This window comes from Haloarcula quadrata, assembly GCF_003634715.1.
GTDB classification, from domain to species: Archaea; Halobacteriota; Halobacteria; order Halobacteriales; family Haloarculaceae; genus Haloarcula; species Haloarcula marismortui.
In genome coordinates this window covers 3,091,334-3,106,674 of record NZ_RBWW01000001.1, presented here as the reverse complement: position 1 = coordinate 3,106,674, position 15,341 = coordinate 3,091,334, and the positions used below count along the sequence as shown (strand labels likewise).

9 protein-coding genes and 1 pseudogene are annotated in these 15,341 nt (G+C 64.3%); 4 read left to right on the top strand and 6 right to left on the bottom strand.

Going from position 1 to position 15,341, the window contains the following annotated elements; genetic code table 11:
- Window positions 1-43 precede the first annotated feature (43 nt).
- On the top strand, window positions 44-1,231 hold the full coding sequence (locus BDK61_RS16045; protein ID WP_121303744.1) for a sensor histidine kinase: 1,188 nt from the start codon (window positions 44-46) through the stop codon (window positions 1,229-1,231).
- 25 nt (window positions 1,232-1,256) lie between these two features.
- On the opposite strand, the gene BDK61_RS16040 is transcribed toward BDK61_RS16045, so the two are convergent.
- Genes BDK61_RS16040 through btuC form a run of 3 tightly spaced genes read right to left on the bottom strand, consistent with a single transcriptional unit; the run spans window position 1,257 to window position 6,087 of the window.
- Window positions 1,257-3,692, bottom strand: a complete 2,436-nt coding sequence (locus tag BDK61_RS16040) for a DEAD/DEAH box helicase (RefSeq protein ID WP_121303743.1) — start codon at window positions 3,690-3,692, stop codon at window positions 1,257-1,259.
- Window positions 3,693-3,748: 56 nt separating this feature from the next.
- On the bottom strand, window positions 3,749-5,020 hold the full coding sequence (locus BDK61_RS16035; protein WP_121303742.1) for an ATP-binding cassette domain-containing protein: 1,272 nt from the start codon (window positions 5,018-5,020) through the stop codon (window positions 3,749-3,751).
- Complete coding sequence (btuC, locus tag BDK61_RS16030) at window positions 5,017-6,087, bottom strand: vitamin B12 ABC transporter permease BtuC (RefSeq protein WP_121303741.1); 1,071 nt, start codon at window positions 6,085-6,087, stop codon at window positions 5,017-5,019. Before btuC ends, BDK61_RS16035 begins: the two co-directional genes overlap by 4 nt.
- A 58-nt stretch (window positions 6,088-6,145) precedes the next feature.
- Between btuC and BDK61_RS16025 the strand changes: the two genes are divergently transcribed.
- From BDK61_RS16025 to BDK61_RS16015, 3 genes are all read left to right on the top strand, one after another.
- Complete coding sequence (locus BDK61_RS16025) at window positions 6,146-7,240, top strand: PGF-CTERM-anchored ABC transporter substrate-binding protein (RefSeq protein WP_121303740.1); 1,095 nt, start codon at window positions 6,146-6,148, stop codon at window positions 7,238-7,240.
- A 4-nt stretch (window positions 7,241-7,244) separates the two neighbouring features.
- Window positions 7,245-7,973, top strand: coding sequence for a 5-formyltetrahydrofolate cyclo-ligase (locus tag BDK61_RS16020; protein ID WP_121303739.1), 729 nt, complete (start codon window positions 7,245-7,247; stop codon window positions 7,971-7,973).
- Window positions 7,974-8,060: 87 nt separating this feature from the next.
- Window positions 8,061-9,980, top strand: coding sequence for a hybrid sensor histidine kinase/response regulator (locus BDK61_RS16015; RefSeq protein ID WP_007189082.1), 1,920 nt, complete (start codon window positions 8,061-8,063; stop codon window positions 9,978-9,980).
- Between the two features lie 18 nt (window positions 9,981-9,998).
- On the opposite strand, the gene BDK61_RS16010 is transcribed toward BDK61_RS16015, so the two are convergent.
- The 3 genes and pseudogenes from BDK61_RS16010 to BDK61_RS16000 form a co-directional block, all read right to left on the bottom strand.
- Window positions 9,999-11,399 (bottom strand): dihydrolipoyl dehydrogenase family protein, encoded by a 1,401-nt coding sequence (locus BDK61_RS16010; RefSeq protein ID WP_121303738.1) that lies wholly within the window; start codon window positions 11,397-11,399, stop codon window positions 9,999-10,001.
- 97 nt (window positions 11,400-11,496) lie between these two features.
- Window positions 11,497-13,881 (bottom strand): annotated as a pseudogene (locus BDK61_RS16005) (efflux RND transporter permease subunit); the annotation flags it as partial.
- Window positions 13,882-14,058: 177 nt separating this feature from the next.
- Window positions 14,059-15,204: an ISH3 family transposase gene (locus BDK61_RS16000; RefSeq protein ID WP_121303737.1), complete on the bottom strand. Its 1,146-nt coding sequence runs from the start codon at window positions 15,202-15,204 to the stop codon at window positions 14,059-14,061.
- Window positions 15,205-15,341: the final 137 nt, after the last annotated feature.

The window sequence follows — 15,341 nt, the reverse complement described above, 5'->3', positions numbered from 1 at the left end:
ACAAAAAGAACATTTATATTCAGGTCGAAATAAGGAACTAAAAATGGGGTCAAACTCCGACTCCCTCCCCTATCAGGCGTCCTCAACTGACCAGATCGGGGAGTTGCATGTGGCGATGCGGCGACTGATGGCCGCCGAAGACCAGTCTGCGGTCGCGGCAGTCGCAGTTGAGACTGCAACAGCAATTCTCGATTTTCCCTTCAGTGTCTTCTGGGAGGCCACCGACAGCGAACTCAAAGCCGTAACCATCTCCGAGCCACTCCGGGAGCACGTCGAGGCCCCTGCTGACCCGGGGAAGGTAATGCGACATGAGCATGGGAGCTGGCTGTGGAAACAGTACGAATCCGACGAGACACAGCGAGTTCTGGTTTCGGAAGAAAAAGCCGCGTCTGATGCACCGCTGCATGGCGGTATCACCGTCCCGCTCGCAGAATATGGGCTTTTGACTGCTGGGACGGATGAGCGAGCCGAACCGACTGAGCGTGAGACGCAGTTGGCCGATATCCTCGGGAAGAACGTACTCTCGACCCTCGAACGGATCGAGCGCGAGCGGGAGCTGAAGCGGCAACGCGACAACCTCGACCTGTTGAACCAGATCGTCCGTCACGACCTCACGAATCACCTACAGACCATCACCGGCCGGGCGGAGTTGCTCCGGGACCAGTGCAGTGGCGACGCCCTAGAACACGTCGACGGGATTCAGGAGAGTAGCCAGTCGGCCGCAGAACTGCTTGAGACGGCTGGAAACCTTGCGACGGTAATGCGACAGACGGACTGGGAGACTGAGCCGGTCGCCCTCGGCCCAGTCCTGTCCTCGGTGACCGAAGACATCACAGCGACGTACACTGACGCACAGGTTACCGTCCTGGATGAGTTCCCGTCGGTACAGGTCCAAGCTGACGAACTCCTGTCCTCCGTGTTCCGGAACGTCCTGACTAACGCCATCCAGCACAACGACTCGGCAACGCCGTCAGTCGTCGTCGACGCAACTGATGATGGAGACGTAGTCAACGTCATTGTCGCCGACAACGGCCCGGGAATCCCGGACGAGCAGAAACGGACGGTGTTCGAGCGCGGGGAGAAGCGACCGGACAGTGAAGGGACCGGCGTCGGCCTCTACCTCGTCCGAACGCTGGTCGACGCGTACGGCGGCGACGTGTGGGTCGAAGATAACGAGCCGCGGGGGGCCGTTGTCGGACTCACGCTGCCGAAAGCGGCGGATGACGCCTGAACCACCGCCGGAATAAGAGGGCTTGTTATCGATTCAACAACCCGTCCAGTAAATGTATCGCGCCATGTTTGTCCAGCGGGTCGTTCGCGTTCCCGCAGTGGGGCGACTGCACGCAGGCCGGACAGCCGTCGGCGCAGTCACACGCGGTCAGCATCGACAGCGTGGTGTCCATCAGCGGCCCAATATCGTGGTAGCCCGCTCGCGTTAGCCCGATGCCGCCGGGATAGCCGTCGTAGATGAAGATGGTCGGTTCGCCGGTGTGGGGATGGCGCGGCGTCGACAGGCCGCCGATGTCGCCGCGGTCACAGAGGTATTCAAAGGGGAACATCGAAATCATGGCATGCTCGGCGGCGTGGATGGCCCCTGGGAAGTCGCCGTCGTCGCCGCCGTCGGTCACCGCATCGCCGGACTGAACGCCGTCGCCGCTTTCGCTCCCGCTCTCAGCCCCGTACGCACCCTGCCGTATCTCGCGTTCTAGGTCCGACGGCACGGTGTGGTACAGCGCCTTCGTCTCCAGCGTCGTCTCTGGTAGGTCGAGCGAGCGCTGTCCGAGGGCCTCCCCTGAGGAGCCGTCGCGGCGCTCGTAGCCGGTGATCTGCTTGCGCATCGTCACGGACGCGAAGCGGACCGGCACGTCTTCGCGGGTCGGCAGTCGCCGCTCCGCCAGGTCCGCCTCGACGGTGATGGTCTTGTCGTGCAGGACGCGGGTGAAGTAGTCGGCCCACGTCCGGTCGAGTTCTGCCACACCCGCGTTGAGGTCGAGGTCCGTCACCTCGTAGCGCCGGCCCTGATGATGGTAAATCGCGCCGGGGTGGGCGTCCCGCAATGCGTCCTCGACGGAGAGTTTCGCTATCACGTCGCCTTTCGCCACCAGTTTCACCTCGCCGTCGTCGACGGTCCGCAGGTTCATCTCGTGGTGTGGGCTGCCGTTACCGAGCCAGCGCATCCCTTGGTCGGTCTGGCGGCGGTCGAGTTTCCCGGCCGATTCGAGGCCGGAAACCACGTCGGGGAACGTCTCGCCGAAATGACGGTCGTCGTCCGGCGAGAGCCAGTTTTCGCAGGCGGCTGCGTGGACGTGGCCCGGGAGCAGTTGCTCGTTTTCGGGGTTGGTCACGGCCTGCTCGGCCCCTGTCTCGAACAGCGCGTCGGGGTTGCGCAAGACGTACTGGTCTAGCTGGTCCTCCCCGCCGACCAGCGCCACCAGGGCGGGGTCGGTGCCGCGGCCGGCCCGTCCGGCCTGCTGGAAGGCCCGCATCCGCGTGCCGGGGTAGCCGTCCAGCAGCACGGCATCGAGGCCGCCGACATCGACGCCCAGTTCGAGCGCGCTGGTCGACCAGACGCCGCGCAGGTCCCCCGACTGCAGGCCCTGCTCCAGTTCGCGCCGCCGGTCGTCGGTCAGTGCGGCCTGATACGCGCCGACGCCATCGGCGAGGTCGTGCTCGCCACGCTTCCGGAGTTCGTCGGCGCTGTCGCTGGCGTACCGCTCGGCCGTCTGGCGCGACCCGGCGAAGACGACCGTCTGGAGGCCCCGCTCGACGAGGTCCACGAACAGCTGTTTTGTCTCGACGTGATTCGACTTCCGGCGGCCGCTCCCCCAGCCGTCGCCCTCGTACTCCGGCGGATTCCACAGCAGCCAGTGCCGCGGCCCGCTGGCGCTCGCGTCCTCGTCGACCAGCGCGAACGACGGCTCGGGCTGGCCGGTGACCGCTGCCGCGTGCTCCACTGGATTGCCGATGGTCGCCGAGCAACAGACCCACTCAGGGCCGCCCGCTGTTGCGTTGTCGCCCCTTCTGCCGTTGCTTTCGCTGCTATCTCTGCCGGCGTCGAACCGCTCGGCGATACGCTGGAGGCGGCGCATCACCAGCGAGACGTGGCTGCCGAACACGCCGCGGTAGCCGTGGACCTCGTCGACGACGACGGTTTCGAGCCGCTGGAAGAACCAGTCCCACAGCCGGTGGGCGTGGGGGAGGATGCCGTAGTGGAGCATATCTGGCGTGGTCAGCAACACGGTCGGCTGGCGCTCCCGGATGGCCTCCTTCTCGGATTTGGACTGCCGACCGGTGTACTGGGCGACGGAGACCCCGGAGGCGAAGCCCAGCCCCTGCGCGAGTTCCGACAGCGTCTCGGTCTGGTCGTTGATGAGCGCGACCTGTGGCGCGATGTACAACGTCGTCGCCCGGCGGTCCAGCGCCCGCTCGAAGGCCGGCACGGTGTAGGCGAGGCTCTTACCGCTGGCCGTCTCGGTCGCGAGGACGACGTTCTCGCCGCCGCGGACCGCCTCGATAGCGTCCACCTGATGGGCGTAGAGGTCCGTGATGCCCCGGTCTTCAAGGACGCCGCCGAGCCGGTCCGCAACCTCGCAGTCCGCGGTCCGTGCGTCCCGACCGGGTACCGTCCGCTGGTCGACGATCTGTCCCTCGTAGTACGGACGGTTCCGGAGCCACGAAATCGTGTCGTCCACGGGCGGGGTACGTGGACGAGAAGTATCGGTGTTGCTGTTCTCAGTCGGCGGTGCTCTCAGTCAGTGGTCGACTGGCTGAGTGGCGGTGTCGCGTCGCGCTCCGTTGCGGGCGGCAGGGACGCGACTGCCGCAGGGAGCGCAGTCAGCGGCACGGTGTCGTGACCGTTGCTGGTGTAGGCGCTCTCGTCTGTCTCGACGGCGAAGCAGGCACCGCCAGCCTCGATAACCGGGCTGTTGCCGTCACCGGTTTCGCCCGCTATCACGACGGCATCGGCCGTAGCGGCGAGGTCGGCGGCGCGCTGGCGTGCCGCGTCGTCGATGCCGGCGAAGGCCGGGACCGTGACCGCCTCGCAGTCGAGATCGGCGGCCCGCTCGGCAGCTGTGTCACCGGCGGGGACGACGCCGATGCTGACCCGACAGCCGGCCCCGACGAGCTTCGAGACGGCGGCAGCCGCTGGCGTGCCGGTCCCGACGACGTGGACGCGACGGGCGACCGACTCCTGCTCGGGCAGCGGTGTCACGAGCGGCGCGTCGGTGCCGGGCTGGGTCGTCACCAGCGTCTCCGCGTCGAAGGCGTCACGGAGCGTGTCGCTCGTGAGAACGTCAGCAGGACGGCCCGCGGCGCGGACCCCGCCGCCGGCGAGCAACACCAGTTCGTCGTAGTACCGCGCGGCCAGATTGAGGTCGTGAATCGCGGCGACGGCCGTCTTCCCGTCGTCGACGAGCGTCCGGACCAGTTCGAGCGTGCGGACAGCGTGGTTGATGTCGAGGCTCGCCGTCGGTTCGTCGAGCAGGAGCACCGGTGTCTCCTGTGCAAGCGCCCGAGCGAGGAGGACCCGCTGGCGCTCGCCGCCCGAGAGCGAGGTGAACGGCCGGTCGGCGAACTGCGTGACGCTCGCGCGTTCCATCGCCCGCTCGACGGCGCGCCGGTCGGCCTCGTCCATCCGGTCGAACCGGCCGAGATGTGGCGTCCGGCCCATCTCCACGGTCTGCCTGACGCTGAAGTCGAACGACAGTGCGGTGCCCTGTGGCGTGCTCGCGACGAGGCGGCTCACCGCCTTCGCCGAGCGGTTCGAAATCGGCTCGCCGTCGACACGAACTGTTCCGGTGTCCGGGTTGAGCGTCCCCTTCACCGCTCGCAGGACGGTCGTCTTACCCGCGCCGTTGGGACCGACGAGGCCGACGAGCGACCCGCGGTCGACGCTGAAATCGACGCCCGAGACAACCGACTGGTCGCCGAAGGAGACCGCGAGGTCAGACACGTCAAGCATCGGCCCGGAGCGGTCCCGTTCTGGGTCCGAACCTTCGGGCGCGGTCTGCTCGCTCATAGCTCGTGCACCTCCCGCTTCCGGAGCAAGTACAGGAAGAACGGCGCGCCGAGGACGGCGGTGACGATGCCGACCGGGACCTCGGCGCTGCCCGAGCGTGCCAGCGTGTCCGTCGCCACGAGGAACGACGCGCCGGCGAGCGCCGCCGTCGGGAGCAGTATCCGGTGGTCCGGCCCGACGAGCAGCCGCATCACGTGGGGGACGATGAGGCCGACAAAGCCGACGATGCCGGCGACGGCGACGCCTGCCGCCGTGATGACCGCCGACAGCGCGAGGAGGACCCGCTTTGTCCGTTCGACCTCGATACCGAGGCTCTGTGCGTCCTCCTCGCCGAGCAGCATGACGTTCAGGTCGCGTGCGTACGCGAGCAACACGACGAACGGGACAGCGACGAGTACGACGCTGGTGGTCACTTCGGGCCACGACGCGCCCTTGAGATGGCCCATCAGCCAGTACAGCGCCCGGCGGATGCTCTCACCGCTGTGAAGCAACAGGAACGAGACCACCGCGCCCAGAAACGTCTGTATCGCCACGCCAGCCAGCAACAGCGTGGCGACCGGTGTGTGGCCGTTTCGCGTCGCGATGAGATAGACGCCGAAGGCCGCGACCAGCGCTCCCGCGAAGGCTGCGCCGCGGAGTCCGAGGCCGAACGGGATAACGACCGGCGCAACGATAAACCCGACCGCGCCGACCGCCGCACCGGAGGAGACGCCGATGATAGAGGGGTCTGCCATCGGGTTCCGGAAGATACCCTGCATGATTGTCCCTGCGGCGGCAAGCGAGAAGCCGACGACCGCACCGAGCAGTATCCGGGGGAGTCGGACCTGCAGCACTATCTGTGTCTGGAGGTCGCTTACAGCGTAGGAAAACACGTGAGCCGTGGTCACGTCGACGGCAGGGCCGGAGATCGAGATGCCAGTCGGAACGACGACAGCGTTGAGCAGCACTTTCCCGACATCGGCAGGCGGAATCCACACCGGGCCGATGCCGGCGCTCGTCGTCACCACGGCACAGAGGACGGCGACGAGCCCCGCCGACCACCCGACAGTCCGACCCGCGAAACGCATGTATGAAAGCCCACTTGCAGTAGATAAGTATTTATTGCTCCTGACACCCGCCTATGGTATGCGACGACGGTCTCTCGTCTGTGTCTTTGTCCTGCTCGTCGGCTCGTTCGCGGGTATCACTCCAGCCTCAGCAACAGCAGCCACACAGGCGGAGGGCTGCTCGTTTCCGGTCACGATGACCGACGCGACCGGGACCGAGGTCACTATCGAGGAGCGCCCGGCGCGGGTGACGACGACCAACCCCTCGGCCGCCCAGACGATGTGGGAGATCGGCGGTCGTTCTCAGGTTGTCGGGCTCACACAGTATGCAAGCTATCTGGACGGTGCTGAGAGTCGGACGAACGTCTCCGCGAGCTTCGGCGTCAACGTTGAGCGCGTCGTCAGCACGAACCCGGACCTGGTGATTGCACCGAACGCCAGCGCCGGTGACGTAACCCCGCTCCGGCAGGCCGGGGTCACCGTGTATCACCTCCCCGCCGCGACAACTATCGAGGATATCCGGACAAAGACAACGACCATCGGCCGCCTGACCGGCAACTGCGAGGGTGCGAGCGAAGCGAACGCCTGGATGGACGCAAACGTCGACGCTGTCCGGCAGGTCACCGCCGATGTCGAGGACCGACCGACCGCGCTGTACCCGCTGGGTGGGGGGTACGTGGCGGCGGGCAACACCTTCGTCACGTCGCTCATCGAACTCGCGGGCGCGGAGAACGTTGCGGCCCGTAACCACACACAGTACCCACAGCTCAGCGACGAGGTCATCCTTCAGCTCGACCCGGCCGTGCTCTTTGTTACCGAGAACACAGCGACCGTCGCGGAGACAGAACCCTACGCCAGCACGACCGCGGGCGAGACCAATTCGACGGTCGCCGTACAGGTGCGGAACATCAATCAGCCAGCCCCGCGGAGCGTGGTCTCGTTCGCACACAACGCCACTGCACAGCTCTACCCGGACCGCTACGACGCCGACAGCTACGTTCCCCGGTCGGCTGTGACGCCGGCCGCGACCCAGACGAGCGAGCCCACGCCCGCGGACCACACGCCGAGCACTGACCAGCCCACGACCGACGCCAGCGGTCCCGGATTCACCGCCGTCGGGGCGCTTCTCGCAGTACTCGCCCTCGTCAGCACGCTCTCACGCCGGAGGCGATAGCGCCATGGACAAACAAACCATCCGCGAGACGGTCTGGGACGCGCTGGAAGAGCGGGGTATCGCCCGGTTCCCGTTCCCGCCCCACGACCGAATTCCGAACTTCGAGGGCGCAAGCGAGGCCGCACAGAGCCTGACCGAGACGGCGGTCTGGGACGACGCTGAGACGGTCAAGGCGAACCCGGACTCGCCACAGCTCCCGGTCCGACGGGCGGCGCTACGGGCCGGCAAGACGGTGTACATGGCCGTGCCACGGCTCCGGGACGAGCGGTGCTTCTACGAACTCGACCCCGACGAACTCGACGATATCGAGGCCGCGCCGGCGGTGTCGAACGTCGCGGACCACGCCCGGCAAGTGGGCCCCGAGGCGGTCGGGAGCGTCGACCTCGTGGTGTCGGGCTCGGTCGCAGTCACCGAGGACGGCGCGCGCACCGGGAAAGGCGAGGGGTACAGCGACCTCGAATACGCTGTTCTCCGTGAACTGGGACTGGTCGACGAGACGACACCGGTCGTGACGACGGTCCACGAACTTCAGATTGTTGGCGGCCCCGAAGGCGTCGTCGACACCACTGTCCCCGTCGACGACCACGACGTGCCGATGGACTGGGTTGTGACGCCGGAGCGCACTGTCGAGACGGCGACCACGCATACGACGCCAGCGGGCGTCGACTGGGACGCGCTTTCGACAGAGCGCATCGACGAGATTCCGGTCCTGTCAGCTCGCCGGCCCGACTGACCTCTCAGTCGCTATACACGGGGTAAAACCCTGGTAATGAAAGCCTACCGGCGGTACAATTTTATCCCCACATACCCTGAAACGGGTATGGATACACCCGTGGCCACGCCGAACCGTCACGGGGCCGACGGAACTGCCGGGCGGGTACGCGTTCTCTATGTTGACGCGGACTGCGACGACATCACGGCAGTCACGGAGACACTGAGCGGGAGCCCCGACGAATTTACTGTGACGGTGTGTGAGACGGCGGACGACGCACTCACATCACTCGAAAACGCGTCCTACGACTGTGTCGTCAGCGAGTATCGACTGCCGGACCGAGACGGAATCGAACTGTTACGGGCCGTCCGGGACCAGTCCTTTGACCTCCCGTTCCTCCTCTTTACTGATGACGGCGATGAGAGCGTGGCCAGCGATGCCATTTCGGCCGGGGTCACGGACTACGTGACGAAGACACCGCTCTCAGAACAGACGGAGCTGCTCCGACAGCGGATTACCGCTGCTGTCGCCCGCTATCTGGAGGAGGCAGACATCCTTGACCGGATGACAGACGGATTCTTCGCGGTGGACGAGGACTGGGAGTTTACCTACCTCAACGAACGTGGCCGGCGCGTCATCGGCCGTGCGATGGCATTGGACGGGGATACTGCTGACTTGCTGGGGCAGAATATCTGGGAGGCGGTCCCGTCGATAGAAGGAACGGAGTTCAGCAAGCAGTACCGACGGGCGATGACCAAGCAGGAGCCAACATCCTTCGAAGGGTACTTCGAGCCGCTACAGACGTGGTTCGACGTGTCCGTGTACCCATCGCCAACCGGAATTTCGGTGTACTTCCGTGATATCACTGAGCGGCACAGGCACGAAGAAGAGATCAGGAGTAGAGAGCGGACGCTGCGAGAGATTTACGGGGTCATCTCGCGCAAAGACCTGGATTTCGAGGAGAAGGTCGAGCGACTCCTCGAAATCGGGCAGAACGCCCTCAAAGCCGAAACGGCCGCGCTCTCACACATCGATGGCGATATGTACGTCTTCGAAATCGTCCGCGACCGGACGGGAGCTATCGAGGCGGGCGATGCAGTCCCGCTGGACGCCACGAACTGCGAACGGGCCGTCGTTGAGGAGCAAACGCTGGTGCTCGCTGATATCGCCGCAGACCGCCCTGAGCTGACCGCCAAGGCCGGCTACACGGAGATGGGAATCTCCTGTTACCTTGGAACGCCCGTCATCGTCGACGGGTCGGTGTACGGGACGTTCTGCTTCTACGGCACGGAACGCCGTGATTCCTTTTCGGAGTGGGAAGTCACGCTCGTCGAGCTGATGGGGAACTGGATCAGCTACGAACAGGAGCGTGAACGCCGTGAGCAGGAACTCACTCGCCAGCGTAACCGTCTGGAGGACTTTGCCAGCGTCGTCAGCCACGACCTCCGGAACCCGCTCAACGTCGCGGTCGGCCGGCTCACGCTTGTCGACGAGGAGTACGACGGAGACCCGGAGCACGTCGAATCGCTCCGGCGGTCACTCGAACGGATGGATGAACTCATCGACGACGTGCTCGCGCTCGCTCGCGGCGGCCACAAGGTCATTGACGCGACCGAAACGTCGTTAGACGACATCATCACGGCCGCCTGGGACACCGTCGAGAGCTCGGACGCGACGCTTGAACGGGTCGATACGGACGCACGAATCACGGGCGACCAGACGCGGCTTCAGCAGCTCTTCGAAAACCTCTTCCGAAACAGTGTGGAGCACAGCAACGACCCCGTGACCGTCCGCGTCGGGACCCTCGCTGACGGCCGGGGGTTCTACGTCGCGGACGACGGTCCCGGGATTCCCGAAGACGAGCGTGACGAGGTGTTCGAGCGCGGCTACACCACGAGCGACGACGGGACCGGCTTCGGGCTGGCTATCGTCTCCGAAATCGTCGACGCACACGGCGGCCGGATAACTGTCGCAGAAAGCGAGGACGGCGGGGTTCGCTTCGACGTGACCGGTGTCCAGGTCGACTGATTATAACTGGTCGACTGATTATAACTGGTCGACGCAGTCCCGAATGAGGCCATCGACGTTCTCCGGGAGCGTCGGGTGATAGGCCCGGTTCGGCAGGTCACGCACGTCAAGGCCGAGCTCGACGATGGTCTGGAACGTCTTGGCGAAGCTGTCCGCGTGGTAGTGCATGCCTTGCCAGCCGAGCACTGTCCCGTCGTCGGCGTCGACGACGAGCTTTGCAAGCCCCTCGGGCACGTCTTTCGATTTGAACACGCCGTCGTCGCTGGCCTGTCGGGTCGCCGTGACAATATCGTAGCCAGCCTCTTTTGCAGTCTCCTCGTTGTGGCCGACGCGAGCGAACGGATACACACCCAGCCCGGAGAAGATGACGTGGTGGTGGACGTTTCGGTACGCTTCGAGCGAGCCGCCGGCTTCCTGTCGGACGATGTTCTCGGCCGCGGTGAAGCCCTGCTCCTTGGCAACGTGGAGAATCGGCTCCTTCCCGTTGACGTCGCCAACGGCGTAGATGTGGTCGGCGTCGCGGGTCTGCATCGTGTCTTTCGCCCAGTCGCCGTCAACTGAGACCGGTGTGTTCTCCAGCCCGAGCCCTTCGACGGTCGGCCGACGGCCGGTAAAGAGGAACAGCTGGTCGGCCTCGAACGTCTCCTCGCTGCCGTCGTCGTACTCGACGGTGAGGCGAACGCCGCCGTCCTCAGTCTCTTCCAGTTCCTTCTCGTAGCAGTTTGTCGGAATGGTCACGTCCCAGTTGTTTTCGTAGATGTCGAGCGCCTCGTCGCCGAACTCCGGGTCGCCTTCGTCGATTGGCCGGTCGTCGTGCTCGATAACGGTAAGCTCCATCCCGCCGGCCTCCGCCAGATACGGCACCATTTCCATCCCGATGTAGCCAAAGCCCATCACGATGCCGGAGTCGGGGAATTCGGTGGCGTCGAGCACCTGGTCGCTCGTCATGAAGTCGACCTCGTCGATGCCGGGCGTCTCCGGGACGTTCACGCTGGAACCGGTCGCAATGACGACGTAGTCGGCCTCGTGTTCCTCGCCGCCAGCCCGGACCGTGTGCTCGTCGACGAACGTGGCGGTGTCGTGAATGAATGTCACGTCGTCGCGTTCGGCCATCTCGTGGACGGAGTCTCGGCGGTGGCCCGCCCAGTCGAGCACGTGGTCGTCCTTGCGTTCGACGACGGCTTCCAGATCAACCTCGGGCACGTCGCCGACGAGGCGTTCGTCGTGGCGCGCCTGAAAGCGGTGGGCGCCTGCGGAGAGCACTTCCTTGGACGGCATACAGCCACGAAGAATACAGAGGCCGCCGCCGGGCTCGCCGTTGTCGATGAGCGTGAGTTCGATGTCTTCCGCCTCGACGAGGTCGCCGGCGACTGCGGCCCCGGCACTGCCATACGCGCCGATGATAACGACGTGAGTCATACCAGTGCTAGAGCGACGGCATTAAATAAAGGCTTCAGTGGCGTGTTTCGCCCGGACACGACCGACGTGTGGTAGTCTGGCCCACCGAACCGACTGGTCAGTCGTCGCCGTCGACGGGCGCGGGTGGACGCGACCGCCCGAACCCGAGTATGCCACGAACCGACCAGTCAGCGTTGAACACTCGGTCCCAGACGACAAGTGCGGAGGGGATCACCAGCAGGGACGCGAGGAACGCGTACCCGATCGACAACGCCGTCAGGATACCGAACTGGCCGATTGCGGGGAACACAGCCAGCCCGAGCACGCCGATGCCGAACGTCGTGGTGAGCATACTCCCGAACAGCGCGCCACCGGTCCCGCGAACGGTCCGGTCCAGTGCCGTTTCGAGGTCGTTTTCGTCGAACTCGTCGGCAAACCGGTGGGTGACGTGGACTGAGTAGTCGACCCCCAGTCCGATAGTTATCGCCAACATCGTCGCTGTCAACGCGTTGAACGGGATGCTGGGCACCCGCATCGTCCCGCCGAGCCACGCCACCGTGACGACGACAGGAATGATGTTCACGAGGCCGAGCGACGGCCGTCCCTCCAGCATATTGTAGATGAGGATGAGGAACACCGACGCGCCGATAAGTGCGATCGCCAGCGACTGGATCGCAGACTCCAGGATGAGGTCCGAGACGGCCTGGAACACGACAACCGAGCCGGTTGCCGTCGCGTCATACCGGAAGTCGTCGGCAACGTTTCGCGTATCGGTGGTCACCTCTGCGTCGGTCGCGTCCGCCTCGACGGTATAGACAACGCGTGCGCTCCGGTAGTCCTCGGTGATGTACTCGAGGGCCTGGCCACGGGCCGACGAGTCGAGCAGGTACTCGTATATCTGTTCGAGGTTATCGTCCGGGATCCCGTTGTCGTTCCGGTCGTTGCGCTCGACCATTCGGCGGAACTCGGGGTCCTCGTCCGCCCGGTCCTGGATGACGGTCACGATAGACGTCGAATCAGCACGCCCGTCTTCTCGAACAAACGAGTCCGGCGGGTTGTTCCCCGCCCGATACATCTGCTCAAGCGCCGCGTCGTTCCGCATCGGCCCCTCTACGTACACCGTCGCCTGACTGGACTGGGTCGTGTCGAACCGTTCATCGAGGAAGTTCGTCACCTCCGTTACGGTGTATTCGCTCGGAGCGAACGGCTCCGGCAGGGCCTCGACGAAGTCCGGGTTCTCCTCGGGCGGCAGGAAGTCCTCCTGACTGAACGAAGTCGAGACGCCGGTGGCGTAGTAGCTGGCACCGACCGTAGATACGAGGATGAGCACGAGGAAGATGATCGGGGCGCGGTTCGCGATGACGACACCGCCGCGCAACACGTCACTGAGTGCCGAATCCTCCGCGCCCAGCGGCGTCTCGCTGAACGTCGGAATGGGGTAGCGCTGGCGGAGCCGGTCCAGTTCTACCTTCGCCGCGGGCAGGAACACCCCGAAGATGAGAAAGGTGAAGGTGATACCGACAGAGGCCACGTAGCCGAAGTCCTGAATCGGCGGCAGTGCGCTGGTGAGGTTCGCGGCAAACCCGATGACTGTCGTGCCGGTCACGATGAAGAACGCGACAAGCAGTTGGTCGGTCGTGATCCGCATCGATTTCTGGATGGACGCCCCGGTTTCACGCTCCTCCCGATATCGGTTGACGGCGTGAATCCCGAAGTCGATACCCACCGCCAGTAACAGCGGTGGCACGGCGATGAGCATCTGCGAGAAGGGGATGCCGGCAAGCCCCATGAAGCCGAACGTCCAGACGACGGCCATAAACAGCGCGAGCAGGCCAAGCGCCATGTCCGCGAGGTCGCGGTAGGCAATCGTCAGGAAAAACAGAATGAACAGCACTGCCGCGGGCACGGTCAGGATGAGCGAGTCGCCGACGACGTTCGAGAACTCGTCTGCGACGATACCGCTACCGAACAGGGTAATGCCACCGTGGTCAGCGCTGGCGACAGTGAACCCGGCCTGTTTCTGGATGCTCGTTAGCGGACTCGAACCGCCCTGGCCTGACCCGGAGGAGATTCCCGCCGGGACCTCGTGTGTGACGACTCCGATGGTCGCCGACGCCGAGGCGGCTTTGCGGTTGAAGTCCTTGCTCAGTAGTGATTTGAACCGGGGATTCTGCTCGGCCGCGCGCCTGACGGCAGCGTCGATTTCACTCGGCGTTGCGGCTTCGACAGCATAGACCTGTTGTTCAGTTGTCGTCGCTTCCGGGTCCAGCTGCTTGGCGACAATGCTGGCGGCGCTTGAGGTCGATGTGACACGGAGCGTTCCGCGCTGTTCCAGCCGGTGCTGTGACCTGAGCATCCGGAGCAGCGCCGGCTTCGAGAGCACGTTCGTCTCCTGCTGGATCAGCTGTGTGCTCCCTGTATCCGGTGAGAAGGTCGGCGAGAACTTGTCGTTGACCTCCTGTAGTGCCTCCTCGGCCGGCAGTCCGGTCGTAAACTCAGTCGATCACATCGACAGCCGCGTAACCCCGTTTGATTACGGTGAACTAAACCGAACTAGCTGTGGAGCATCTTCGAACCGCTGGTGAGCATGATTTTCGGGATGGACCGTCGCTGTCGGCGGCGGACTGCCGCCGACGCGACAGTGTCACCACTGACGACCGCCGTCCGGCCCGATGGACAGCTACCGGAAGAACCGGCCGTTAAGTGGTTGATTCGCTGGAACAGACCTGCGGACACCAAGTGCTGTCCAAGCTGCGCGAAGCGTCATTTCGCAAAACTCCGTGAACGACCACTGCAAGAGGCGGCGCCCCCCACGGCGGGGCGCCGCCACGTACCTCCAGTGGAGATATCGCCAGCTGTTCTGAAGCAGTAGGCTCACTACAAACATTACCAACCGTAGTCCAGCATCCTGAGAACTAGTGAAAGCGAGGCTCTGCTTGGCTAATCGGTAGCTTGATTCGATGCCGAAGCGCTTGCTGTAGTGATCTCGTGCATCTCGTGGCGTGTCGATAAAGGGCGCGTCAGCGGCGTAGCCGTGACGCGCCACCCCGTGTTCGTCGTACCGTCCCTGCTGGTACACGCAGTCGATGAACACAGGGAACTCCACCTCGCCAGCGAGATCGTGTTCGATCTCGCGGCTCCAGCCTTTGCTGAGTTTGTTTTGAATCGTCTCACCCCACTTGACGATCGGCATCACATAGGCGTAATTGTGCGCGTACAGCAGCTTGAGACAGGTGCTGTTGTAGAAACCTCGATCAAGGTAGACGGCCTTGACGCCGAGGTCAAGGCCGTCAAGGAGTTCAAGAAACTCACCGAGGACATCGCTGGTGGTTTCGCCAGCAACGAGCTGGCGAACCGCCAGCGTGTATCGCTTGTTGCGTACGCGCACGTAGAGCGTTGCATAGGCGTGAAACGTCGTTGTTCCACGCTTGGCCTGTGAGGAGTACAGAGCCTCGGTTTCGTCCTCATCACCGTAGTAGGGATCGAGGTGGAGGTCTGCGCAGACCTCCACCGGTCGATCTGGAAGTGTCTCAAGCGTATCTCGTTGAAGCAGCGTGTCTCCAACCGATTCAACCGAATCCAGTTCAAACTGATCGGTGAGATGTCCACGGACGGTATTAGCGTGTGGTGAGTCGTCAGTCGTTTCGCAGACGTGATTGATCGAGGTCCCGCCGGCGCTGGCGCCGGCGAGGACCTCATAGAGCGTCTCTGCCGTGACCTTGACATTCTCGCCGAGATCTAATGAAAGTTCCTCGTCAAGACTATTGACGACAAAATTAAGCAGGTGCTCTTCTTCTATCTCGCTGTCTGCTTGGGTGGCTTCCACACTCTTCCCAAGTAGACGCTTCCTCTAACCCGATGTGATCGACTGAAACTGCGACGTCCCGGAATTGGTCGAGACGCCCCCGAGGCCGGCGCTGAAGACCACCGTCACGACCAGGAAGAGGAGCACCACCTTCCGTG

Excerpts from the sequence above, each read along its gene's own strand:
- BDK61_RS16045 (WP_121303744.1), top strand. The coding sequence starts at position 44 with ATGGGGTCAAACTCCGACTCCCTCCCCTATCAGGCGTCCTCAACTGAC.
- BDK61_RS16035 (WP_121303742.1), bottom strand. The coding sequence starts at position 5,020 with ATGAGCGAGCAGACCGCGCCCGAAGGTTCGGACCCAGAACGGGACCGC.
- btuC (WP_121303741.1), bottom strand. The coding sequence starts at position 6,087 with ATGCGTTTCGCGGGTCGGACTGTCGGGTGGTCGGCGGGGCTCGTCGCC.
- BDK61_RS16025 (WP_121303740.1), top strand. The coding sequence starts at position 6,146 with ATGCGACGACGGTCTCTCGTCTGTGTCTTTGTCCTGCTCGTCGGCTCG.
- BDK61_RS16020 (WP_121303739.1), top strand. The coding sequence starts at position 7,245 with ATGGACAAACAAACCATCCGCGAGACGGTCTGGGACGCGCTGGAAGAG.
- BDK61_RS16015 (WP_007189082.1), top strand. The coding sequence starts at position 8,061 with ATGGATACACCCGTGGCCACGCCGAACCGTCACGGGGCCGACGGAACT.
- BDK61_RS16010 (WP_121303738.1), bottom strand. The coding sequence starts at position 11,399 with ATGACTCACGTCGTTATCATCGGCGCGTATGGCAGTGCCGGGGCCGCA.